Source organism: Marinomonas profundi, from assembly GCF_020694005.1.
GTDB classification, from domain to species: domain Bacteria; phylum Pseudomonadota; class Gammaproteobacteria; order Pseudomonadales; family Marinomonadaceae; genus Marinomonas; species Marinomonas profundi.
Window position 1 is genome coordinate 1 of the sequence record NZ_CP073013.1, and the last position, 21182, is coordinate 21182.

Consider the following 21182-nt stretch of genomic DNA (forward strand, 5'->3'; position numbering starts at 1 on the left):
ATGCCGTTAAAACACGCGAAATGGATCACGGGGATTATCACCCTGTTACTGGTCTTTCCCATTATCATTGGCTTGGTCGGCACCTTGCTTCCTGCGTTTGCGTATTTTCCGCCCCTTGGCGAATACGATGTTTCTTTGACACCTTGGCGCAATTTGTTTGCCCAAGGGGAATTCTACGCCAGTTTGAAACTCAGCCTAATCACCGGCATCGGTGCGCCTTTGCTGGCACTTTGGTTGGCATTGTCGCTGTTAGCTTGGGGTTATCAACAGGCGTTTTTTCGTAAAATTGAAGCCTTGTTATCGCCGATTCTGGCCATTCCCCACGCGGCCATTGCCATTGGCTTGTTTTTTTTATTAAGTCCATCCGGTTGGTTAGTGCGTTTGTTTAGCCCTTGGCTGACAGGGTTTGATCGACCGCCCAATTGGATTACCGTACAAGATCCTTATGGCATCTCGCTCATTCTCGCTCTGGTGATCAAAGAAATGCCCTATCTGTTGTTTGTCATGCTTGCCACGATGAAAAGCATCAAGGCGCGAGAAAGCCTGCAAGTCGGCCAAGCCCTCGGTTATAGCCGTTTAACCCTGTGGCGAAAAGTGATTATCCCTCAGCTGTATCCCATTATTCGATTGCCGATTTTTATCGTCGTTGCCTTTAGTCTTACCGTGGTGGATTTGGCCTTGGTAATCGGCCCCAACACACCGTCTACGCTAGCGGTGACTCTGTTGCGCTGGTTCAACGATCCTGATTTATCCATGCGTTTGATGGCTAGCGCTGGCGCGATTTTTCTTATGTTAATGATCGTTTTTGTCCTCGCTGGATGGGAACTGGCACATCAAGTATTGCGCAAGCTAACCCAAGCCGAGCGCAGTAATGGCAAACGTTTTGGCTTAACCGACAACTTATTGCGATTGGGCGTTGTGTTGGGCTTGATCGTTTTGTTGAATGCCTTTGTGGCGCTGGCTTTGCTGCCGATTTGGTCGCTTGCCAGACGCTGGCGTTTTCCTGATGCGTTGCCAAGCCAATGGACGTGGGACAATATCGACCGCGCCACGCCACTGCTAATAGAACTTAGTCGCAATACCTTGATCATCGCGTTCGTGGCGACATTAATCGCCTGTGCTATCAGCCTAATAATGCTAGAAACCAAACGCCACGCCATGGCTAAATCAACCGACATCAAACAGCACCATGTCTTTGATTGGCTTATTTATGTGCCGATTCTATTGCCGCAAATTGGCTTTTTGTTTGGTTTGCACGTATTGCTGATTTATACCAACCTCAATGGCGATCTATACGCCATTATTGCTCTGCATCTGATGTATGTGTTGCCTTATGTGTACCTTACACTCAAAGGCCCGTATTTAGCTTACGAGGAAGAATACTTGCGACAAGCCAATCGACTCAATCATCGGCCTTGGCGCAACTACCTTTTAGTGAAAATTGCCATGCTAAAGCCTGCATTATTCACGGCTTTTGCCCTAGGATTTTCCGTCAGCATCGCCCAATATTTACCGACGCTCATCGCCGGTGAAGGCCGTTACAGCACCTTAACCACCGAAGCCGTAGCACAAGCGGCATCGGGCGATAGAAAACAAGTCGGCAGCATGGCACTACTGCAAGCAGTCTTTCCCATTATGGTATTTTGGCTCGCGCAGTTCATCCCGCCACGTTGGACAAGATGGCGACTCAAACTCAAGCAAGTCTTTAACACTGGATTAATAGAAAAGGACAAACTGTGCTGACTGTAAAAGCTTTCTCTCTATCATTAGGCGATAAAACACTCATCAAAGAGTTAAGCTTCGACATCGCCGACGGCCAAGTCTTGTCTATCATGGGACCAAGCGGTATTGGTAAATCCAGCTTACTGCACTTTCTCAGCGGCTCCTTATCGCCTAATTTGACCACCACGGGCGAGGTGTTTTTAAACGACAACACCTTGCACACAAAACCCACCCAAGATCGCAAAGTCGGCTTATTGCAACAAATGCCCTTGCTGTTTCCGCACATGAGCATCATCGAAAATCTGCTCTTTGCCATCCCGGCCAACATCCACAAATCACTGCGCATTAGCATGGCGCAAAACGCCTTGGAAAAGCTCGGTATTCCCGATAAGGCCAACGCCCTACCACAGGAACTCTCCGGCGGCCAACAAGCCCGCGTCGCCCTGCTCCGTACCCTACTTTCCCAACCCGACTACCTACTACTCGACGAGCCCTTCAGCAAACTCGACCCAGCCCTAAGACGTGACGTTCGAGCCTTTGTACTCAACGAAATACAAAAAGCCAGCATACCAGCACTACTTGTCACACATGATCCTGAAGATGCAAAAGCCATGGAAGGAGAATGTTTGGAGTTAGGACGTGAGTAAATAACCTTTTAATTTCATATAAAAGGTTCGTAATGCGTTGGCTCGCGTTCAGGCGTTAAGTCTGTCTAACAACACGTAATTTTGCAAAGTCCCCCTGTTAAAGTTTATAAACTCGGCATAAGCACTTATTGCGCACATTAATGATATGATATAACATTTCTTTTATCATTAACCTAGATTGACATTACCTGTGCAAACAACGAACCCCGCATTGAGTAAAAATTATAATTTCCAAGGAGAAAACTGAATGATCAAACGCCTTAGCAGTGTTAGCCTTCTCGCACTGAGCATTAGTACTATTGCGATTGCAAGTGAAAACCACGATGACAGCATGACTCGTTATCGTGTATTTATTGGTGATCACGCTACACCACAAGTCACTGCTTTTGACTTAGATAATCCGGATAAGCGTTGGACCTTTAATACTGCAGGACAAAGCAAGCTTTACTCTGTTTCCAACAATGGCCTAATCGTTGCGGTTCAGTCTGATAATGATCAGGTGAACTTTATTCAATCCGGCTTTCACTTCCATGATCACGGTGCCCATACTGATATAGAAATCAACTATCCTGTCGCTCTAAAAAAAGTGCTTCAGGGCCCTCGTCCATTTCATCTAGTTGAGCACGATGATCTAGTGTCCATCAACTTTGACAAAGGTGGGTACGCTGATGTTTTAGATGGTCATGAACTAACGGAGGGACATATTGAAGTAACACGAGTACAACAAAATCATGCACATCATGGCTTTGTGACACCTTGGGGCGATAACTGGCTTTCTAGTATCGCATCGAACGAAGCTGAAGAAGGTCATGCTCCGCCACGAATTGGTTTACAAGCAATTAAGGCAGACGGAACACCAGCAGGTGATCTGCAAACTTGCACAGGATTACATGGAGAAGCTTTTTCTGGCGCTTATCTAACTGTCGGTTGCAAAGAAGGAGTCTTAGCCGCAAAAGCCGGTAAAAACGGTACAGAATACAAAATGCTTCCTTACCCTGCAGACTTTCCAAAAGGGGAAACAACAGGCACCTTATTAGGCTCTAAATCCTTTCAGATATTCCTTGGCAACTATGGCAAAAAAAGCTTAGCTATCATAGATCCAACAGAAGCACCTTACATGCAACTTGTGGAGTTGCCATTCCGCCGTGTGGACTTCATTTTAGATCCAGTTAGGCTTCAGAATGCCTACGTTCTAACTGAAAATGGTCAAATCCACCGTATTAACTTATTGAGTGGTGAAATCGAAAAAAGCACTCGTGTAACAGCGCCATACAGTATGGACGGGCACTGGAATGATCCAAGACCTCGCTTAGCAATGGCGGGTGATAATATTGTTATCACTGACCCAAATGCTGGCCTGATACGCCTCATTAATGCAAAGGACTTCTCTGAGTCGAAGACCATTAACATTGAAGGCATTCCTTATAATATTGCCGTTGCTGGCGGTAGTGGTATTAGCCACTAACTCAACCTTAGCCTTTAGATTTCGCAGATTCTAATTCAAAACCACTTTATGCAATGTAAAGTGGTTTTGTTGTTTTAAATTGACCAACAATATTGCAGACTTTAATACCGCTTAGAAGTAAAACCCCAACTTCTATTCACCGATAAAAAACACCTCTTAATATTATATTTCTCATTATTTACCGCAGCCTACTATTTGTATTTTTACCTTCTTTCTTATAAAGCGGCCACACACTGAACATAGAATACAACTCTAATCGTTAGATATGTAACTTTAAACTAAAAAATCCATTAGATAACGAATCATTAGACATGATATTTATTTCTAACGATCATTTTTAAGCTTAGCGCCTATTTTTAGGGCGTTGAAGGGCATTTTAAGAACTCAAAAAAGCGCTTACTTCATTGATTGAAATGTGAATTTTCAGATATTTTTGAAATTTTTGATTATTTCTCTATGTCTTTGTTTTGAGCGTTTTTTTTGATGGCTTTAGGTTTTATTTCTTAGCTTAAATGCCGATTACTGATGTCTTTTTAATTTTAACCACTTGCAACCCTATAAATATTTAATTACTACTGTATGAAGTCTTTCGATTTTTATATTCATTAGGTTTTATTTTTAAGGGTGCGTTATGCAGAATTTATGGCAAGAGAATGTGATCTTTGCTGAGAACTTGCGTAAGCAGTTGCACGCTCATCCCGAGTTGAGTTGGCAAGAAAAAAACACCGCGTCTTTGGTGCGCAGCCAGCTTGATGACTTGAATATTCCATGGCGCGCTTGCGCTGATACAGGCACGGTCGCTTGGTTAAATAAAGACGCCAAGGGCGCAGCGATTGCTTTGCGCGGTGATATGGATGCCTTGCCTATTGAAGAGCAAACAGGCAAAGCATGGCAATCGGTGAACCAAGGCTGCATGCACGCTTGTGGTCACGATGGTCACACGGCGACCTTGCTGGCAACGGCACGCTGGCTAAAGCAATTTGAAGCCGAGTTACCACAGCCTGTAGTATTGATCTTCCAACCTGCGGAAGAAGGTTTTCATGGTGCCCGTGAGATGATCAAGGACGGCGCGCTGGAAAATGTCGGGGCGATTTATGGTTGGCATAACTGGCCTGCTCTGCCCTATGGCACGATAGCTTGCCCAGACGATATTGTGATGTGCGGTAATGGCACCTTCACCATGACATTCAAAGGTCGTGGTGGTCACGCGAGCCAACCCGAATTATGTGCCGATCCTATTCTGGCCGCCAGCGCGGTCAATGTGGCCTTGCAGCAAATCGTCAGCCGACGCATTGCGCCACAAGCTACCGCAGTAATCAGTGTCACACAAATACACGGCGGCACCGCGCCAACGGTGATTCCAGAAACCGCCACACTCAGCGGCAGCATTCGTGTTCCCGACGAAGCAACGCGCCAACAAATCAATCAACATATTAGCCAGGTCGCCACGCACACCGCCGCCGCTTATGGCGTGGAATGTGTCGTCGAACATGACATGCGCTATCAGGCGACCATCAATCATAAAGAGCAAGCCACGCACGCCCGCACGGTTTGGCAGTCGCTTTATGGCGAACAAACACTCAATCATGGGCAAGCTTTGCCAATCATGGCGTCGGAAGATTTTAGTTATTACCTACAAACCATTCCTGGCGCCTTTGCCTTGATTGGCAGTGACGATGGCGAAGGACACAACATAGCGTGCCATAGCCCACATTACGATTTTAATGACCGATTGATTGCTGATGTCTGCCATTGGTTTTGCCAACTTGCAGGCCTTAGCGATCAATCATTGCCCAAGCGATAAATAGCGAGAGAACAAGCGATAAATAACGAGAGAAAAAGTACAACCGAGAAACAGTTTTAGTAAAGGCCAAGTGGCTAATTAGGAGGCAGTATGAGTATTTTTGAACAACGAGAATCCAACATTCGAGCTTACGCTCGCACGTACCCAACGGTTTTTGTTACGGCAAAAAACTCACGTCAGATTGACGAGAACGGCAAGGAATATATTGATTTCTTCGCGGGTGCAGGGGTACTTAATTTTGGTCATAACAACCCACTCATGAAAGAAGCCATGATCGATTATCTGCAAAAAGATGGCGTGCTTCACAGCTTAGACATGCAAACCCAAGCCAAAGCCAAGTTTATGCAGAAATTTACTGACGTTATTTTGAAGCCAAGAAACATGCCCCATCGCATGCAGTTCATGGGGCCAACAGGCACCAACGCCGTCGAAGCCGCCATGAAGCTGGCCAGAAAAGCCACCGGGCGCCACAACATTGTGGCCTTTAGCCAAGGCTTTCATGGCATGACATTAGGCGCCTTAGCAGCAACGGCAAACGAGTATTTTCGTCAGGCATCTGGCGTGCCGTTATTGCATGTCAGCCACGAATTATTTGACCAAGCACACGACCAAGAAGCGTCGCTGGCGGCGTTAGATACCTTGGCAAGCCAATATCGCGATCCTTCTAGCGGCATCAAGCCACCAGCGGCCTTTATGGTGGAAACCATTCAAGCGGAAGGCGGCGTCAACGTTGCCAGCAAAGCGTGGATGCAGAAGCTAGAAAAACTCGCCAAAGAGTTCGGTGCCGTATTGATCGTCGATGACATCCAAGTGGGCTGCGGCCGCACAGGGTCTTATTTCAGCTTTGATGACATGGGCATCAACCCAGACATCATCACCTTGGCCAAAGGCATTGGCGGCGCAGGCACACCAATGGCAATGAATTTGGTACACCCTGATTTGGACAAGCATTGGTCGCCGGGCGAACACACCGGCACCTTCCGTGGGCAGAACTTGTCCTTCGTGGCGGGTGAAGTGGCGTTAAGTTACTTTGAAGACGACTCGCTAATGTCGGTCGTTATGGAAAAAGTAAAACAAGTACGCGATGCACTAGAACCCTTGGTGAGCGAAAACAGCGCCAAAGAGCTGCGTGGTAAAGGCTTGATCCTTGGCCTAGACATGGGCAGTGGCGAAGTAGCCGCAAAAGTGGTGCAACGCTGCTTTCAGAAAGGCTTAATGCTCGGCGCTTGCGGTAGCGGCGGTCGAGTACTAAAAATCATTCCACCATTAACCATTCCAGAGACAGACCTCGCGGAAGGCTTGGATATTTTGAAAGACGCTGTACGTTTTGTGATGGAGGACGTTGCATGATTGAACGCGATGATATGACCTTTACCTTTGCTGAATATCAACGCCGCTTGGGTGAACTGCGCACTCGCATTGCCGAGCGCCGTTTGGACGCGGTGGTAGTCACTGACCCAGAAAACATTACCTATTTAACCGATTACCAAACCACAGGGTATTCGTTTTTTCAGGCGCTGGTGATTCCGCTCGAAAAAGAGCCCTTCATGATTACTCGTGCATTGGAAGAATCGAATATTTTTGCTCGTACTTGGGTTGAGTTAACCAGACCTTATCCAGACACAGGCGATGCGATTCAGATGCTCGTCGACGCGCTACGTGAATTTGGTTTGGCAGACAAACGCATCGGTTACGAACGCAATAGTTACTTCTTCCCTGCTTACCAACAGGATTGCATTCATACCACCTTAAAAAATGCCAAACTCATGGATTGCTTCGGCATTGTGGAAGAAGGTCGAATCTGCAAGTCGCAAGAAGAAATAGCCATCATGCGTCGTGCCGCCTTGGCAACAGAAGCGGGCATGAAAGCCGGTATTGAGGTTTGTCGCCCCGGCATTACGGAAAATGAAATCGCGGCCGAAATCGCCGCGGCCATGTTCCGTGCTGGCGGTGAAACGCCTGCCGTCATGCCTTACGTCACCTCTGGCCCACGAACCATGATTGGTCACGCCACTTTTGAAGGCCGCACAGTGCAACCAAACGAGCATGTCTTTTTAGAAGTGGGTGGTTGTTATCGCCGTTATCACACGGCCATGATGCGTACTGTCATTCTTGGCGAATTATCCGACGCCATGTATCAATCGCAAGAAATCATGAAGCGCGCGCTCAATGAGATTCATCGAGTGGTGCAACCGGGCATGACGGTGTCGGACGTGGATAACATGGTGCGCAACATCATTATGGACAACCAAGTTGGCGCGAGTTTAATCACCCGTTCTGGTTATTCCATTGGCATCGCCTTCCCGCCAAGTTGGGATGAAGGTTACATCATCAGCTTAAAACAAGGCAATTCTGCGATACTAAAACCCGGTATGACCTTCCATATGATTCCGTGGATGTGGGGCATTGAAGGCGATAAAACTTGTGGTATTTCAGACACCATCGAGATCACCGAAGACGGCTGCCGTTCTTTCTTTAACATGGATCGGGACTTCACAGTGAAATCCGGTGTCGCCGTACCGCAGGAAAAGAAAACCATAGACCTGTCCGGCACCTTGCCGATGAAAGAAGACGACAAGAAATCCAAATCAAACACCAAACAGTCTGAAAAAGCAGCCAGCTGATACGAGGTGACTATGTTAAAAACAATTAACCCAACCACAGGACAAGCCTTGCCTCCCTGCCCGGCTTTAACATTAGACGAAGCCCACGCAGCCATCGATAAGGTGGCAAAAGGGTTTGCCTCGTGGAAAGCCAAAACTTTTTCTGAACGAGCGGCCGTATTAAAAGCCGTGGCGGCTTCCCTACGGGAAAACAAAAGCGAGCTAGCCAATTTAATGGCAGTGGAAATGGGCAAGCCCGTAAAAGAAGGCCTTGCCGAGGTTGAGAAAAGCGCATGGTGCGCGGACTATTACGCAGAAAACGGCGCTGATTTTTTAGCGCCCGAAACCTTAGCGTCAGACGCCAGCCACAGTTATGTGCAATATCCACCGCTTGGCACAGTTTTGGGCATCTTGCCTTGGAACGCACCGGTTTGGTTGGCGTTACGTTTTCTCGCGCCCGCCTTGATGGCGGGCAATACTTGCGTGTTAAAAGCCGATCCCAATGTGCCTGCTACGGCCAACAAATTGGTCGAATGTTTTTATCAAGCGGGGGTACCAGAAGACGTGGTCACTAACTTAGCCGTGCCGAATTCGGTGGCGAGCAAAATGATCGATCACCCACAGGTGAAAGCCGTGTCTTTTACCGGCTCTAGCAAGGCGGGACAATCCATTGCCTCGCAAGCCGCAGCGGGACTAAAACCCGCCGTATTAGAACTGGGCGGCTCAGATCCTTGTATATTAATGGCCGATGCGGATTTGGAAAAAGCCCTCGATATTATCACCTTGTCGCGCATGGTCAACGCGGGGCAATCGTGTATATCAGTGAAGCGGTTATTCGTCGAAAAAGCAATTTACAACCAAGTCTGCGACGCCTTGCGAGAACGCTTTAGCAAACTAAAATGCGGCGACCCAAGAGACGAAAGCAATAACCTAGGGCCATTGGCTCGGGAAGACTTACGTGACCAACTGCACCAGCAAGTGTCACAAAGCATCGACGCCGGTGCTCGCTGTTTAACAGGAGGCGATTTGCCTTCTCGCTCGGGCTACTTCTATCCGCCCACCCTATTGGTTGACGTAAAACCCGGCATGGCGGTATTTGAAGAAGAAACCTTTGGCCCAGTACTCAGCGTGACGCCGATTGAGAATATTGATCAAGCACTGGAACTGGCAAACAACACCGAATACGGCCTAGGCGCCAGTATTTGGACACGCAGCCAAGTGGCTATAGATCGAGCCATCCAGACACTGGAGTCAGGACAAATTGCCGTCAACGGCATCGTAAAAAGCGACCCAAGACTGCCATCAGGCGGGATTGGTAAATCCGGCTATGGGCGTGAACTTGGCCCGCAAGGCATCCGTGAATTTGTTAACGTACAACAGATTTGGATTGCTTAACGTTATATTACTATCATGCTTAAAACCCATTAAAAGAGCCTCAATATGAGGCCCTTTTTTCATCTGAACAATAAGACAACTCGCCGTCTTACTTGAATGTTTAAGCGATGGTGACGCTGTCGGCTGTCGCGGAAAGTTGCTTTTATTCGTTGGATTGTTTGGGTTGATGAAGACTAGGCGCTAATTTTCATCTGACCCTAAACTCAATAACCTAGGGCCATTGGCTCGGGAAGACTTACGTGACCAACTGCACCAGCAAGTGTCACAAAGCATCGACGCCGGTGCTCGCTGTTTAACAGGAGGCAATTTGCCTTCTCGCTCGGGCTACTTCTATCCGCCCACCCTATTGGTTGACGTAAAACCCGGCATGGCCGTGTTTGAAGAAGAAACCTTTGGCCCAGTGCTCAGCGTGACGCCGATTGAGAACATTGATCAAGCACTGGAACTGGCAAACGACACAGAATACGGCCTAGGTGCCAGTATTTGGACACGCAGCCAAACCGCCATCGATCAAGCCATCCAGACACTGGAATCAGGGCAAATTGCCGTCAACGGCATCGTAAAAAGCGACCCAAGACTGCCATCGGGCGGCATTGGAAAATCCGGCTATGGTCGTGAGCTTGGCCCGCAAGGCATCCGTGAATTTGTTAACGTACAACAGATTTGGATTGCTTAACGTTATATTACTATCATGCTTAAAACCCATTAACAGAGTCTCAAATTGAGGGCTTTGGTTAGTTTAGCGACTAAAAACTTACCTATTTTCTTCAAGAAGCTCTCTTTCAAGCCTAGATATATCAACAAAGTTTTCTAGTCCGATCCACAATATTTGAAGGATCAACTTAACCTGGATAAGACCAAGTAAAACTAAAGCAGAAAAGGATACGCCTTTAAGATACGGGGCATAGGGCTGCACAAAGCTAACTTTAGAAAGTGCGTAATAAGCAAACACTTGAGTAAGACATACAAACAATACAACACTGCTGGCGGTGATTACATCGCTTAGACTCCCCATTCTTTCGATAACAGGAGACATACTTTGGCGTTCCTTAGCAAGCTTTCTCATTTGTGCTTCAGCATCAATTTTCATTAATGCGAGCCAAGCACCAATCACCCCAAATAAAATAGATGATATAGTGATCATACTGCCAGCGATTGAAACCTGATCTATCCCCTTAACGTTCGTGCCAGGGAAATAAGCAAAAATAGTAATAACCAAAAAGCAGCACCAAACGAAAACGTTAAACCGACGACAAAACGTTAAACCGACGACAAAACGTTTCATTTGCATGCAATTTAGCAAATACCTCTGGCCACTTTCTGAGCAAATTCATCATAAAATCACTCCGTCCGATAGATTGATTTTAGCACAATAGCGCTTTCACGAACTACGTAGAAAAGAACCAAATCGTGATAAAAGCTCTTTGTGGAATGCATCTTGATCAGGAAACTCTCTATTACCTTTTTGAGTTTTAAGATTAATAGTGTCGCCTTCCTTACTATAGCTTCCTGATAACCAGTACTCCCGACCATGCCCACTAATTTGAAAGCCCACGTTAAAAGCTTGCTCCTTAGTAAACTGCTCAAAATTTTGCTCTAGTTCTTCCACTTCACTTTTAAGCATGCCCGCAACTGGCACAACCATCCGTATTTGGCGCTTTTTATCAAAGTCCCCACTGTGGTTCATATACCCAGCTACAGACTCTTTCGCTTGCCAAAGCTGTCGGTTTGCAGTTTTTGGTATCAGATCTGGTTGCTTAATCTGATAGGTTACTTTGTAAATGTCACTTGCGTACTTTTTAACAGTATCTAGCTCTGAGTCGCCGTACCTGCGATTCCAATCTACTTTTGAAACTAGGCTAGCATTTAATACTTGAGTAGGATCAGATGATTTTTTCTCAGAAAAACCACCGTCTTTGCAGCGATACAAAGAATGACCATTCATGTAAGCCTCAAGATAACTTTTTAACTTGGGAGTTGAGACATAAGGTTTTCCAAAGCCTTTAAACCATAACTGAACAGTAGCCAATCGATTTAACTTAGGGAGGAAAAGGAAATACGCCATAAACCCTGGTATATCATGTACGTCTAGATTACCTCTAGGGTTCTTAGGAATTTCCCCCTTAACAGGTCTATTTCCAGGCAGCGTACTTACTCCTGCTCGCCCTCTGGGCAAAGCAACCCAAAATGCAGCTAAAAAAGTGTCTTGTAATTTAGTGATGTTGTAGCAATAAATTTTTTTTTCATCGGGTATGATATCAGGGCATGTGTTCGCCAACGGTTGACCGGATGCTATGGCCCATTGCTCAACTTCTATAAGTAGCTCTTCTATCCCCAAGCACTTAGGGACATCACTCTTATGAACAATTTGTCTACTGCCTTGTTCTGTCGCTTCGTACAATCCACACTTTTCAATATTGTGTAGAATTAACTCGACCTCAAAATCCGTTGTGCTCAAATGATTTCCTCCATACCCACTGAAAAACTAATGTCTTTGAACTTTAAGTATCTCTATAACCGTTTCACTTGTCACCATTTGAAAACATTTTATTGACTATTTACTGACAAATAGCGGATTGTCTTGCTAGTCTGGGAGGCAGGTCATTGAGGGTACGAGCATGCAGAGGAAAAGCAGGTCTGACATTCGCTGTGAGATCGCTGACGAGGCGATTAAAGAAGAGAACTACGACTGGCATCGCTCTGTGGACTTAGCTATCAAGCGTTACAAGGCGTGGGGAAGTCACTCTTCCGCTGAGTTAGATGACTTGATTGATATTGTCCGTCGTAAGATTGAAGATGAAGAAAAGCTACAGTCAAAAATAAAGCTAGAACAGTATAAGAATTTGAGAGGGTGATAATTCCCACCCGCTCCTAAATTAACTAAATTGGACTTCGAGATGGCTACAAAAGAATATTTGGATGAAGAGCGTATAAAGTTGTGGGCTGCGGTCGAGTCTTTACAACAAGAGCTTTCTTACATAAAAGAAGACTTCAGTAAAAGAACGCCAGAATTTGAAGCAGAAGCAAAACAGTCGTCTAGGAAAGCGTCAGAATATCGAAACAAAACATCGGCTTCAAAAGATACAGCAGATCAAGCACTAGCATCTATTTTATCTATGAAAGAATCAATGGAAGCGCTATATACTCAATTTGATGAAAAAAACACCGAAATACAAAGCTCTTCGATGATATTAAACGAAGCTAAGAAAAAAATTGAAGAGTTTTACTTAAAATCAGATGAGTTCGACACTCTCCTGGCTAAGAAAAGCAAATATGAAGGGCAAGTAAAAGAAATATCTGATTTACATGATAAATCAGAAGATGTCACCTCTAAATTAAGCGTGCTCTATAATTCAGTATTAAAAAAGAAAAAAGAGGTTGACGATCTCTATATAGAAGTATTTGGGTATGACGAACCAGACACAACAGGTAAAAATAAACATATTGATGGTTTGAAAGATGAGCTTAAATCCTCATTCACTAACCTTGAAAGCAGTATAGAAGAGTCGATATCTGAAATAGAATCATTAAAGGAATCAACCGACCAAAAATACAAGTCATTTTTGAAAGAGCAATCCGAAAATTTAACATCAAAAACAGAAAGCTGGCATTCTGAATATTCAACACTTGCGTCAAAAATAAAAAGCCTTCTTCCAGATGCTTTAACTGCAGGTTTAAGCTCTGCATTCGAAGAAAAACGCAAATCGGAAATAAAATCTGGCGAGAAATTAAGCACTCTATTTAACTACTCTATACTTGGATTAATTGCTGTTTCATTTATACCATTTCTAGTCAATGTGTACCTCTTCAACGGAGGGAAATCTTTAGACAAAATAATTCAAGACCTTCCTAATTTATTAGCTGCTATTCTACCACTATATATCCCTCTAGTTTGGCTAGCATATTCAGCAAACAAAAAATCAAACCTTTCAAAACGGCTAGTTGAAGAATACACACACAAGGAAGTATTAAGCAAAACATTCGAAGGCTTATCACACCAAATAGAATCAATTGAAGAAGACAGTATCTCTACTGAACTCAGAATAAAGCTTTTATATAATCTATTAGACGTCAGCTCAGAAAATCCGGGGAAATTAATTTCAAACTACAACACATCAGACCACCCTTTAATTGATGTATTAGAAAGCAGTTCTCGTTTAGAGGAAAACGTGACCAAGCTAGAAAAAATACCTGGAATGTCAAAAATAACAAAACTATTAAACGAACGTTCAAAGCGCTTAATTGAAGAGCAAAAGGCAAAAATTGAAAGTGGAATTGACATCAACAACAACTAAATAAACATATAATAGGAGAATATGAATTCATACCATAAAACAGCCCTGAACGGACGATCTGTTTATGAAAAGCAGTCTATTAATGACAATTTTCATCTGCCCCTGAGGTATCCCCACAAACTTACTCACGAATAGGCTCCTTGTTTGAGTTTCTGAACAAGTTGCCTAATGCCGTCCTGCCATTCCTTTTTTGATATCTGGAAACGAGTCATAATGGCTCGTTTCCCAAGGTAAAAGTGTGACAGAACTCTTCGCTTACGTAGAGTGTTCACTTGGAAGCGTTTTGCATAGCCTGCCAGCTCTATTGCTTTACCGATTAAAACAAGCAGAAGCGCAGTAACAGTTGTAAGCAGGATTAAGTTGCTCAACCGTTCTATCTTTGATGTAAAATTCAACTCAAATCCCAGGCCGAATCGGCTGCTTTTCATATCGCGAAACCCTTCTTCAATTTGAATTTGGGGTCAGATAAAAAAACAGCCCCAAACCTAAATTTATTTTTCCTCTGATCCAAAACTTATATTGGATTAGCAAAAATAACAGGTATAAAAAAACCCGCTTCTGCAGGTTATTCTTCGGTGTCTTCTTTAATTTTGCCTTTATCTGACTTGCTAGCATTAGGGTCAAATGCCCTATTCTTTTGTCCTAGCAAAAAGGCAATAGCGAGCGCGACTAGTACACCACTTAGTGCAATAGGAACAGCGACATTACCCTGATCGGCGAGATAAACAATTGCCAATAAAACCAACAATACAACGGCCATTGCTGCACTTCTATTCCAATTGGATTCTTTGTATTCGTTGTCTTGCGCTTTGGCGATGATTCGCTCCTCACGCTCAGCATTTTCACGCATCATTGCAAAAGAATCTTTAGTAAAGCCTGGATGAACCTTCTCGTATTGTTCTAAATGTTCGGGCGGGGGAAATGGACCTGAATGCCGCTCTGAACGAACAGCCATCATCACCTTGCGACGTTCTTCAGGATTCTCACGAACAACCCTTTCTACGTCTGGGATATCTTCCATGACAATAGATAAAGGCTCGTTTTCTTTGATTTCCTCTATCTCTTGATCAACAATTTGGCTATCTTCTTGGGCTTCCTGCCTATCATTCATTGAGCTGAAATACCTTTTTTAACTTTTTTGAGATAAGCACGACCGTCAACCAACTCGGCTTGTTGGTTAAATGCTAAGTTGAAGTCGGAGGAAAATCGTTCAGTTGCTCTACGATGGATTTCACCTTTTTTAGGCACCATTGCCATGTAATCTGTCTGAGGGAAAAGGTTGAAAACGCTTCCTATTCCTCTTAAAAAATTACTCATATCATGTACTCCATAGACAATTTAATATGCATTGTTAGGCACAAAACTTAGGGTAACTAGAACACAGTAGACTAGGATAATGGAACCAATTACCTACACACAATGTGTATTTCGCACTAAAGTGACGAGGCCGTCAACAAATATATTAACATAATTAAGCGGATTTCTTATTTTTTGAACCTCTAACATTCTATCTACGAAGGCTTTTTCTTAAATTCCATCGAGCTGCCATCGGCTATTTTGGCCACGACCATATCCCCCATCATACCCAGCGGACTATAGCCAAATTCGACTTTCAGGTGTTCTATTACTCGGTCGCAGATTTGTTTCTCTTAAACTTTCTACCATAGCTAGAAAATATTCGAACTCCAATGTCTGCCAGTGCTAAAGTGACAGGCAATCTCTATCGCTATTCAATAATCACGGGGCAATATGAACACAGCACAGCAGCAATACAAGATGAAAGGCATGCTTATTACCGAGTACGAGCTGGAGGTTCCGTTGGATTGGCGTCCCTCTAACAAGAGCTCTAACAAAAATGTCGATAACAACCCTGACAACAGCCCAATGATTACCCTGTTTGCTCGGGAGGTAGTGGATGTAAATCGCGCCGATGACGAATTACCTTTGTTGCTGTTTTTGCAAGGTGGCCCTGGTGGCAAATCCCCTCGCCCAATGCCAGGTTCGCCGTCTTGGATGGTGGAGGCCTTAAAAACCCATCGTGTTATTTTGATCGATCAGCGTGGCACGGGGCGCAGCAGTCGTATTGACACGAATTTGATCAGCCAATTGTCGGCGGAAGAAGGCCGTGATTATCTACTTAAATTCCGCGCTGACAGCATAGTGGCCGACTGCGAACACTTACGTAAAACAGTCTATGGCGGCCGTTTATTTGAAACCTTGGGACAAAGCTATGGGGGTTTTATCACCCTAGCTTATTTATCCCAAGCGCCAGAAGGCTTAGCCGCGTGTTATATAACGGGGGGATTAGCGGGGCTGGAGGAATCTACACAAGAGGTTTATCAATTAACTTATCAACGGGTGATCGAAAAAAACCAAGACTATTATGCGCGTTATCCAGAAGACGCCAAGGTCATGGCGAAGATTACACAATGTCTGACTAACGACACGGTACTTTTGCCTGATGGCGATCAACTGACGCTAGAACGCTTTCAAAGCATCGGCATTTTATTAGGCATGGGGCCCGGTATCGATCAAATCCATTGGCTGATCGATGAAGCCTTTGCGGGCAGCGATAAAACGCGTCTTAGCGATGTATTTTTAGAGCAAGTGATGAACCTCACCAGCTACCACGAAGGCCCGCTGTTTGCGGTGATTCATGAGAGCATTTATGGTCGACCTAACGAAAGCACCCGCTGGGCGGCACAGCAAGGCCGTAGACAGTTTAGTGAATTCGATGCTGAGCATTCACCCTTAATGTTAACTGGTGAAATGATCTATCCATGGATGTTCGAACAGATTAGTTCGCTACGCCCTTTTGCTGATGCGGCAAATGCTCTGGCAGATTATCAAGATTACACGCCACTTTACGATCTTACTAGGTTGGCCGAGAACAAGGTGCCTGTCGTCGCGGCCGTCTATTACAACGACATGTATGTACCGCGAGAGTTGTCACTTAAAACTGCGAATCAAGTCGCTAATACTCAAGTCTGGATTACCAATAGCTACGAACACGACGGCGTTCGTCAATCGTCAGAGGTATTCAACACACTAAGGGCGTTATTGTTGGATCAAGGTGGCCCGTTAAAAAACACAGCAAACGCTTTGCTCAAACCATAAAAGATCTCTAAAAATAGTGTTGAATATATGGATAATCAAATATATGATTATCCATATATTTTAATCATTGGCTGAATTCTTAATGACGCAAAAAAACCATAACGACATGAACCAAATGGACTTTACACAGTTGGAAACACCAGACTTCCAACGTTTTGTCACCACGCCCTCTGCACATAAACCCCGTATTCTATTGTTATATGGCTCATTGCGAGAGCGGTCTTTTAGTCGCTTAGTGATCGAGGAATGCGCTCGCATTCTTACGCACTTTGGCGCTGAGGTTAAAATTTTCAACCCTGAGGGCTTGCCTCAAACCGACAGTAGCGATGAGAAACACCCTAAAGTGGCTGAACTGCGCGAGCTTATGATGTGGTCTGAAGGACAAGTATGGTGCTCGCCAGAACGTCATGGCTCGATGACCAGTATTTTCAAAAGTCAGATTGATTGGGTGCCGTTGAGCATCGGCAGTGTGCGCCCTACGCAAGGAAAAACCCTCGCCGTTATGCAAGTTTGCGGCGGCTCGCAATCGTTTAACGTGGTTAATCAGCTGCGTATTCTTGGCCGTTGGATGCGCATGTTTACCATTGCCAACCAATCTTCGGTTGCCAAAGCCTTTTTGGAATTTGACGACAATAACCGGATGAAACCCTCGGCTTATTACAATCGCATTGTGGATGTGATGGAAGAGTTGATGAAATTCACGCTTCTTCTCAGAGACAACAAAGACTACCTAGTCGACCGTTATTCTGAGCGCGTTGAATCCGCCGAGCAATTAAGCCAACGCGTCAACTTATCCTCAATCTAGGAGCGGCCATGATCGTCATTCATCACAACCCAGACTGCGGTACATCTCGTAATGTGCTTGATATCATCACCGACGCAGGCTACCAGCCGATTGTCATTGATTACCAAAAAGAAGGCTGGACAAAAGCACAGCTACTGGCGCTGTTTGCCGCTGCCGATTTAACCCCCAAAACCGCGCTAAGAATCAGTAAATCGCCCGCGGAAGCGCTAGGCTTGCTAGAAGAAGGCGTGTCAGACGACGACATTCTACAAGCTATGTTGAGTCATCCTATTTTAGTGAATCGGCCCATTGTGTGTACGAATAAAGGCGTGAAATTATGCCGCCCCAGTGAATCCGTACTGTCATTGCTCGACCAGTGGCCAGCGGGTCCCTACTACAAAGAAGACGGTGAATGCATTTTAGACGCCGATGGTAAGCGGGCGCTAAACACCAACTAAACACGCTAATCTGTTGAGCGCTCTTATCTGTGGAACACTCTAATCTGTGGAACATTTTTAGTAAAAGGAGAGAACAATGAAGGTATTAGTATTTTTAGGCAGCGTTCGAGACAGCACACCGCCTTCGCCAGCAAGGCTTGGTGAACGTGTTGCTCTGGCTTGCGTTAAGCACCTTGAGGAACATTTTACGGATTTGACGGTTGAATTAATCGATCCTCTAGACTGTCCATTAGACACTATTTTTAAGCCGCATTTTTCTTATCACCAAAGTAAAGTACCGGAACCTCTTGGTACGCTAGCCACTAAAATCGCCCAAGCCGATGCTTATGTGATGGTCAGCCCAGAGTACAATCACTCGATGAGCCCGGCGCTAGCGAATCTACTCAACCACTTTGGCGCGTCACTCTTTTCCTACAAACCCAGCGCCATTGTGACTTACTCTGCAGGCCAATGGGGTGGCGCACGCGCTGCCGTAAACATGCGAACCTACTTAGCAGAACTTGGCTGTTTGCCCGTGTCTGCCATGATACACATACCTAAAGCGCAAACAGTTTTTCAACAAAATGGCGACTTTATTGCAGAACAAGACAGCGAGCAATGGCAAGGCTATTTGGGACGCACTTTCAAGCAGCTCTGGTGGTGGGCGGCCGCAACGAAACAGCAGCGTGAAACATTTGATCCACGCAAGTTGGTGGAAGATTTAAAACGCGATCCGTCGCAGCGTAACGCACCAAACACGCCATCAAGCTGATGGCTCAATTCCCTTAGTCATTGACAGGCGTCGAAGTGATTTCATGCGACGCCATTGTTGGCTATTGAATTTTTTATAAAGCCACAAGCAACCGATATCAAACGCAAAATAAAACACACTGATACCACTTGGCGGATTACTGCTGGTAATGAAAGGTACCTTGTTGAACCAAGTCTCTGGCCACACCCAGCACTGGTAATAGGTCCCCAGCAATTCCAAATACACCACCATGAAAAACATAATGAGAAAGAACAACTCATTGCTTGGTTTCTTTCTTAAAAAATACACCACACCCAGCATACAAAGAAAGCCAAACACGTCTTTATCAAACACCAACCATAGGCTGGAATAGACAATCATTGCCCAATACAAAACAGAAACAACACGCGTCTTGTTGCGCTGAATAATCTTCTCTTTTTGCAGATAAAACACCGCCGCGTAGACAAGACTATGGCCTAAAGGAACATAAAGCGGCACATTTTCCAGCCGATATTCATACATGCCCAACCAAATGGCAAAAACCACTTCACCAAGCAGCGCCAGCACAACGCCATACAGCATCAGCTTTTTTAGCTTGGTAGCGACACGAGAATAGACCCAAGCAAAGCACAAGAACACCAACCCATTAGTGATCCATTGATTGTATTGAAGAAATGCATGGTATTGAAATGAATGGTATTGAAGCTGCGCAGCCAAATCGGCACTGTCCAGAAACAGACCAAGCCAGAGCACAAGAAACACAGGTAAATAAATGGCGGTATATTGCAGTTTTGAAATCATGTTTGAATGATAAGTAAACTTGACGATAGGCACCACTAAAAACCAACTGATTAGTGCAATCCCTTATTTTTAAGATAACGCTTTGGCGTAACACCTGCGATTAGTTGGCATTCTCGCGTCATGTGAGCTTGATCTGAAAAACCGTATTCGATAGCTAGCTCTGCCAGTCGGAAGTGACTTTGCTCTTCTTTTAAAGCCAACAAAACGGCTCGCACTCTTCTCAGCCGCTGGAAGTATTTTGGCGACATGCTCAAACGACGCTGAAACTGGCGTTCTATTTGGCGCTGACTAATAGGAAGCACATCTAACAAATCGACTCGGGAAGATTGCTGCAGCAATTCTACGGCTTTCATCACAAAATCGCAGGTATCAGTCATACTAGAAACCCTTTGATTAAACGCCTTATCCAATAAGCCAATACGCTCTTCAATGTCCAAACAGTCTTTTAACTGCGCTAGTAAAGATTGAATAAATTCAGACGCTAGCAATGAACCTGCATTGTCCTCTTGCTTTGCCAACTCAGTTTGAAATAAGCGCCCCATTCCAGGCTGAAAACGCACGCCGACTAAATCGGCACCGGCTGGTAAATGAATAAAATGGGCCTGCTTATTGGTTGACTGAAACACCACCGGATCATGCCAAACCTCGTTATCAACACGTATCAGCACTCCAAGATTGAACAATATGCCACTGCCCGCATCCGCCACCAAACGACGAGTAACAGCTTGTCGATCTATTGGTACTTGTGCCGACCAAATAGCCTGCACCCACAGAGCAAGCGGCCCTTGAGGAAAGTGAATATCAAACAACAAGGGCGATGACATATGAATCCTCTAACTTACTAGCCAGCAGAAACGGCTTGTTTAGCGAAAACTGCCAACCTCAGGTTTAAAAACTTTTACAATTCGATTCCAACTAGAAATCGCATTTATCGCAATGGTTAAATAGGTTAATCCAGATTCACCAAAGCTGGCCAGCATTGCTTCGTAATGAGCATCATCCACAGAATGACCAGCAACAAGATGCTCTGATAAAGCCAACGCCTGACGCTCTTGCTCAGAAAACAGCGGTGAATCTTGCCACGCACTCAAAGCAATCATTCGCTCGTGCGTCTCCCCCATTTCTAACGCTTGCGTGCTATGCATATCCAGACAAAAAGCACATTGATTTATCTGTGATACACGAAGCTTCACCAATTCCAAAATAGCCTTACTTAGAGTTGGTATCTCTTCGAATTGCTTGCCTAAAACTTGTTCTTGCTTAAATAACAGCTCGAATGCTTGTGGTGCAGTAGCATAATAGTTGATGCGTTTTAACATAGTGAGATCTCCAATGAATAAATTTGAAGACCAATCTTAACG

The 21182-nt window shown here is 44.9% G+C and carries 21 protein-coding genes and 1 pseudogene; 14 read left to right on the top strand and 8 right to left on the bottom strand.

Features of this window, described 5'->3' with window-relative positions:
• The 8 genes and pseudogenes from J8N69_RS00005 to J8N69_RS00040 all read left to right on the top strand — a co-directional run.
• A complete protein-coding gene (locus tag J8N69_RS00005) occupies window positions 1-1743 on the top strand; it encodes an ABC transporter permease (RefSeq protein WP_168822178.1) in 1743 nt (580 codons plus the stop codon).
• A complete protein-coding gene (locus tag J8N69_RS00010; protein ID WP_168822177.1) occupies window positions 1737-2369 on the top strand; it encodes an ATP-binding cassette domain-containing protein in 633 nt (210 codons plus the stop codon). The genes J8N69_RS00005 and J8N69_RS00010 overlap by 7 nt, the downstream gene beginning before the upstream one ends.
• A 247-nt stretch (window positions 2370-2616) precedes the next feature.
• Entirely contained in the window at window positions 2617-3834 is a 1218-nt protein-coding gene (locus J8N69_RS00015; RefSeq protein ID WP_168822176.1) for a metallochaperone AztD, read from the top strand.
• 631 nt (window positions 3835-4465) lie between these two features.
• Complete coding sequence (gene doeB2 / locus J8N69_RS00020) at window positions 4466-5638, top strand: N(2)-acetyl-L-2,4-diaminobutanoate deacetylase DoeB2 (RefSeq protein ID WP_168822175.1); 1173 nt, start codon at window positions 4466-4468, stop codon at window positions 5636-5638.
• A gap of 90 nt (window positions 5639-5728) precedes the next feature.
• Window positions 5729-6988, top strand: a complete 1260-nt coding sequence (locus tag J8N69_RS00025) for an aspartate aminotransferase family protein (protein ID WP_168822174.1) — start codon at window positions 5729-5731, stop codon at window positions 6986-6988.
• On the top strand, window positions 6985-8262 hold the full coding sequence (gene doeA, locus J8N69_RS00030) for an ectoine hydrolase (protein WP_168822173.1): 1278 nt from the start codon (window positions 6985-6987) through the stop codon (window positions 8260-8262). Before J8N69_RS00025 ends, doeA begins: the two co-directional genes overlap by 4 nt.
• Window positions 8263-8274: 12 nt before the next feature.
• A complete protein-coding gene (locus J8N69_RS00035; RefSeq protein ID WP_168822172.1) occupies window positions 8275-9636 on the top strand; it encodes an NAD-dependent succinate-semialdehyde dehydrogenase in 1362 nt (453 codons plus the stop codon).
• A 217-nt stretch (window positions 9637-9853) separates the two neighbouring features.
• Window positions 9854-10312: pseudogene (locus J8N69_RS00040) on the top strand (aldehyde dehydrogenase family protein); the annotation flags it as partial.
• A gap of 78 nt (window positions 10313-10390) precedes the next feature.
• Here J8N69_RS00040 and J8N69_RS00045 read toward each other — a convergent pair.
• Together J8N69_RS00045 and J8N69_RS00050 are read right to left on the bottom strand one after the other, a co-directional pair.
• Window positions 10391-10927 carry a hypothetical protein gene (locus J8N69_RS00045; protein WP_168822171.1) on the bottom strand — a complete coding sequence of 179 codons (537 nt, stop codon included), beginning with the start codon at window positions 10925-10927 and terminating at the stop codon, window positions 10391-10393.
• A 90-nt stretch (window positions 10928-11017) separates the two neighbouring features.
• Entirely contained in the window at window positions 11018-12094 is a 1077-nt protein-coding gene (locus tag J8N69_RS00050) for a hypothetical protein (RefSeq protein ID WP_168822170.1), read from the bottom strand.
• 160 nt (window positions 12095-12254) lie between these two features.
• Here J8N69_RS00050 and J8N69_RS00055 point away from each other — a divergent pair, with 160 nt between their 5' ends.
• Together J8N69_RS00055 and J8N69_RS00060 are read left to right on the top strand one after the other, a co-directional pair.
• A complete protein-coding gene (locus tag J8N69_RS00055) occupies window positions 12255-12491 on the top strand; it encodes a hypothetical protein (RefSeq protein ID WP_168822169.1) in 237 nt (78 codons plus the stop codon).
• Between the two features lie 42 nt (window positions 12492-12533).
• Complete coding sequence (locus J8N69_RS00060) at window positions 12534-13931, top strand: hypothetical protein (protein ID WP_168822168.1); 1398 nt, start codon at window positions 12534-12536, stop codon at window positions 13929-13931.
• A gap of 125 nt (window positions 13932-14056) precedes the next feature.
• Here the strand turns inward: J8N69_RS00060 and J8N69_RS00065 are convergent, their stop codons facing one another.
• The 3 genes from J8N69_RS00065 to J8N69_RS00075 all read right to left on the bottom strand — a co-directional run bounded on the left by J8N69_RS00065 (window position 14057) and on the right by J8N69_RS00075 (window position 15248).
• Window positions 14057-14359: a hypothetical protein gene (locus tag J8N69_RS00065; RefSeq protein WP_168822167.1), complete on the bottom strand. Its 303-nt coding sequence runs from the start codon at window positions 14357-14359 to the stop codon at window positions 14057-14059.
• 137 nt (window positions 14360-14496) lie between these two features.
• On the bottom strand, window positions 14497-15042 hold the full coding sequence (locus tag J8N69_RS00070) for a DUF2335 domain-containing protein (RefSeq protein ID WP_168822166.1): 546 nt from the start codon (window positions 15040-15042) through the stop codon (window positions 14497-14499).
• Window positions 15039-15248 (bottom strand): hypothetical protein, encoded by a 210-nt coding sequence (locus tag J8N69_RS00075; RefSeq protein WP_168822165.1) that lies wholly within the window; start codon window positions 15246-15248, stop codon window positions 15039-15041. Before J8N69_RS00075 ends, J8N69_RS00070 begins: the two co-directional genes overlap by 4 nt.
• A gap of 432 nt (window positions 15249-15680) precedes the next feature.
• Here J8N69_RS00075 and J8N69_RS00080 point away from each other — a divergent pair, with 432 nt between their 5' ends.
• From J8N69_RS00080 to J8N69_RS00095, 4 genes are all read left to right on the top strand, one after another.
• Window positions 15681-17048, top strand: coding sequence for an alpha/beta fold hydrolase (locus J8N69_RS00080; protein ID WP_168822164.1), 1368 nt, complete (start codon window positions 15681-15683; stop codon window positions 17046-17048).
• Window positions 17049-17163: 115 nt separating this feature from the next.
• Window positions 17164-17853, top strand: coding sequence for an arsenical resistance protein ArsH (gene arsH, locus J8N69_RS00085; protein WP_227804044.1), 690 nt, complete (start codon window positions 17164-17166; stop codon window positions 17851-17853).
• Window positions 17854-17861: 8 nt separating this feature from the next.
• Window positions 17862-18290 (top strand): arsenate reductase family protein, encoded by a 429-nt coding sequence (locus J8N69_RS00090; RefSeq protein WP_168822163.1) that lies wholly within the window; start codon window positions 17862-17864, stop codon window positions 18288-18290.
• A gap of 76 nt (window positions 18291-18366) precedes the next feature.
• Window positions 18367-19041: an NADPH-dependent FMN reductase gene (locus J8N69_RS00095; RefSeq protein ID WP_168822162.1), complete on the top strand. Its 675-nt coding sequence runs from the start codon at window positions 18367-18369 to the stop codon at window positions 19039-19041.
• On the opposite strand, the gene J8N69_RS00100 is transcribed toward J8N69_RS00095, so the two are convergent.
• Genes J8N69_RS00100 through J8N69_RS00110 form a run of 3 tightly spaced genes read right to left on the bottom strand, consistent with a single transcriptional unit; the run spans window position 19033 to window position 21140 of the window.
• Window positions 19033-19821: a hypothetical protein gene (locus tag J8N69_RS00100; RefSeq protein WP_168822161.1), complete on the bottom strand. Its 789-nt coding sequence runs from the start codon at window positions 19819-19821 to the stop codon at window positions 19033-19035. The genes J8N69_RS00095 and J8N69_RS00100 overlap by 9 nt on opposite strands.
• 50 nt (window positions 19822-19871) lie before the next feature.
• Window positions 19872-20645 (bottom strand): AraC family transcriptional regulator, encoded by a 774-nt coding sequence (locus J8N69_RS00105; protein WP_168822160.1) that lies wholly within the window; start codon window positions 20643-20645, stop codon window positions 19872-19874.
• A 39-nt stretch (window positions 20646-20684) separates the two neighbouring features.
• Window positions 20685-21140 carry a carboxymuconolactone decarboxylase family protein gene (locus J8N69_RS00110; protein ID WP_168822159.1) on the bottom strand — a complete coding sequence of 152 codons (456 nt, stop codon included), beginning with the start codon at window positions 21138-21140 and terminating at the stop codon, window positions 20685-20687.
• Between the last annotated feature and the right edge of the window lie 42 nt (window positions 21141-21182).

Coding starts and splice junctions, on each gene's coding strand:
- J8N69_RS00005 (WP_168822178.1), top strand. CDS start 1: ATGCCGTTAAAACACGCGAAATGGATCACGGGGATTATCACCCTGTTA.
- J8N69_RS00015 (WP_168822176.1), top strand. CDS start 2,617: ATGATCAAACGCCTTAGCAGTGTTAGCCTTCTCGCACTGAGCATTAGT.
- doeB2 (WP_168822175.1), top strand. CDS start 4,466: ATGCAGAATTTATGGCAAGAGAATGTGATCTTTGCTGAGAACTTGCGT.
- J8N69_RS00025 (WP_168822174.1), top strand. CDS start 5,729: ATGAGTATTTTTGAACAACGAGAATCCAACATTCGAGCTTACGCTCGC.
- doeA (WP_168822173.1), top strand. CDS start 6,985: ATGATTGAACGCGATGATATGACCTTTACCTTTGCTGAATATCAACGC.
- J8N69_RS00035 (WP_168822172.1), top strand. CDS start 8,275: ATGTTAAAAACAATTAACCCAACCACAGGACAAGCCTTGCCTCCCTGC.
- J8N69_RS00045 (WP_168822171.1), bottom strand. CDS start 10,927: ATGCAAATGAAACGTTTTGTCGTCGGTTTAACGTTTTGTCGTCGGTTT.
- J8N69_RS00055 (WP_168822169.1), top strand. CDS start 12,255: ATGCAGAGGAAAAGCAGGTCTGACATTCGCTGTGAGATCGCTGACGAG.
- J8N69_RS00060 (WP_168822168.1), top strand. CDS start 12,534: ATGGCTACAAAAGAATATTTGGATGAAGAGCGTATAAAGTTGTGGGCT.
- J8N69_RS00065 (WP_168822167.1), bottom strand. CDS start 14,359: ATGAAAAGCAGCCGATTCGGCCTGGGATTTGAGTTGAATTTTACATCA.
- J8N69_RS00070 (WP_168822166.1), bottom strand. CDS start 15,042: ATGAATGATAGGCAGGAAGCCCAAGAAGATAGCCAAATTGTTGATCAA.
- J8N69_RS00075 (WP_168822165.1), bottom strand. CDS start 15,248: ATGAGTAATTTTTTAAGAGGAATAGGAAGCGTTTTCAACCTTTTCCCT.
- J8N69_RS00080 (WP_168822164.1), top strand. CDS start 15,681: ATGAACACAGCACAGCAGCAATACAAGATGAAAGGCATGCTTATTACC.
- arsH (WP_227804044.1), top strand. CDS start 17,164: ATGGACTTTACACAGTTGGAAACACCAGACTTCCAACGTTTTGTCACC.
- J8N69_RS00090 (WP_168822163.1), top strand. CDS start 17,862: ATGATCGTCATTCATCACAACCCAGACTGCGGTACATCTCGTAATGTG.
- J8N69_RS00095 (WP_168822162.1), top strand. CDS start 18,367: ATGAAGGTATTAGTATTTTTAGGCAGCGTTCGAGACAGCACACCGCCT.
- J8N69_RS00100 (WP_168822161.1), bottom strand. CDS start 19,821: ATGATTTCAAAACTGCAATATACCGCCATTTATTTACCTGTGTTTCTT.
- J8N69_RS00105 (WP_168822160.1), bottom strand. CDS start 20,645: ATGTCATCGCCCTTGTTGTTTGATATTCACTTTCCTCAAGGGCCGCTT.
- J8N69_RS00110 (WP_168822159.1), bottom strand. CDS start 21,140: ATGTTAAAACGCATCAACTATTATGCTACTGCACCACAAGCATTCGAG.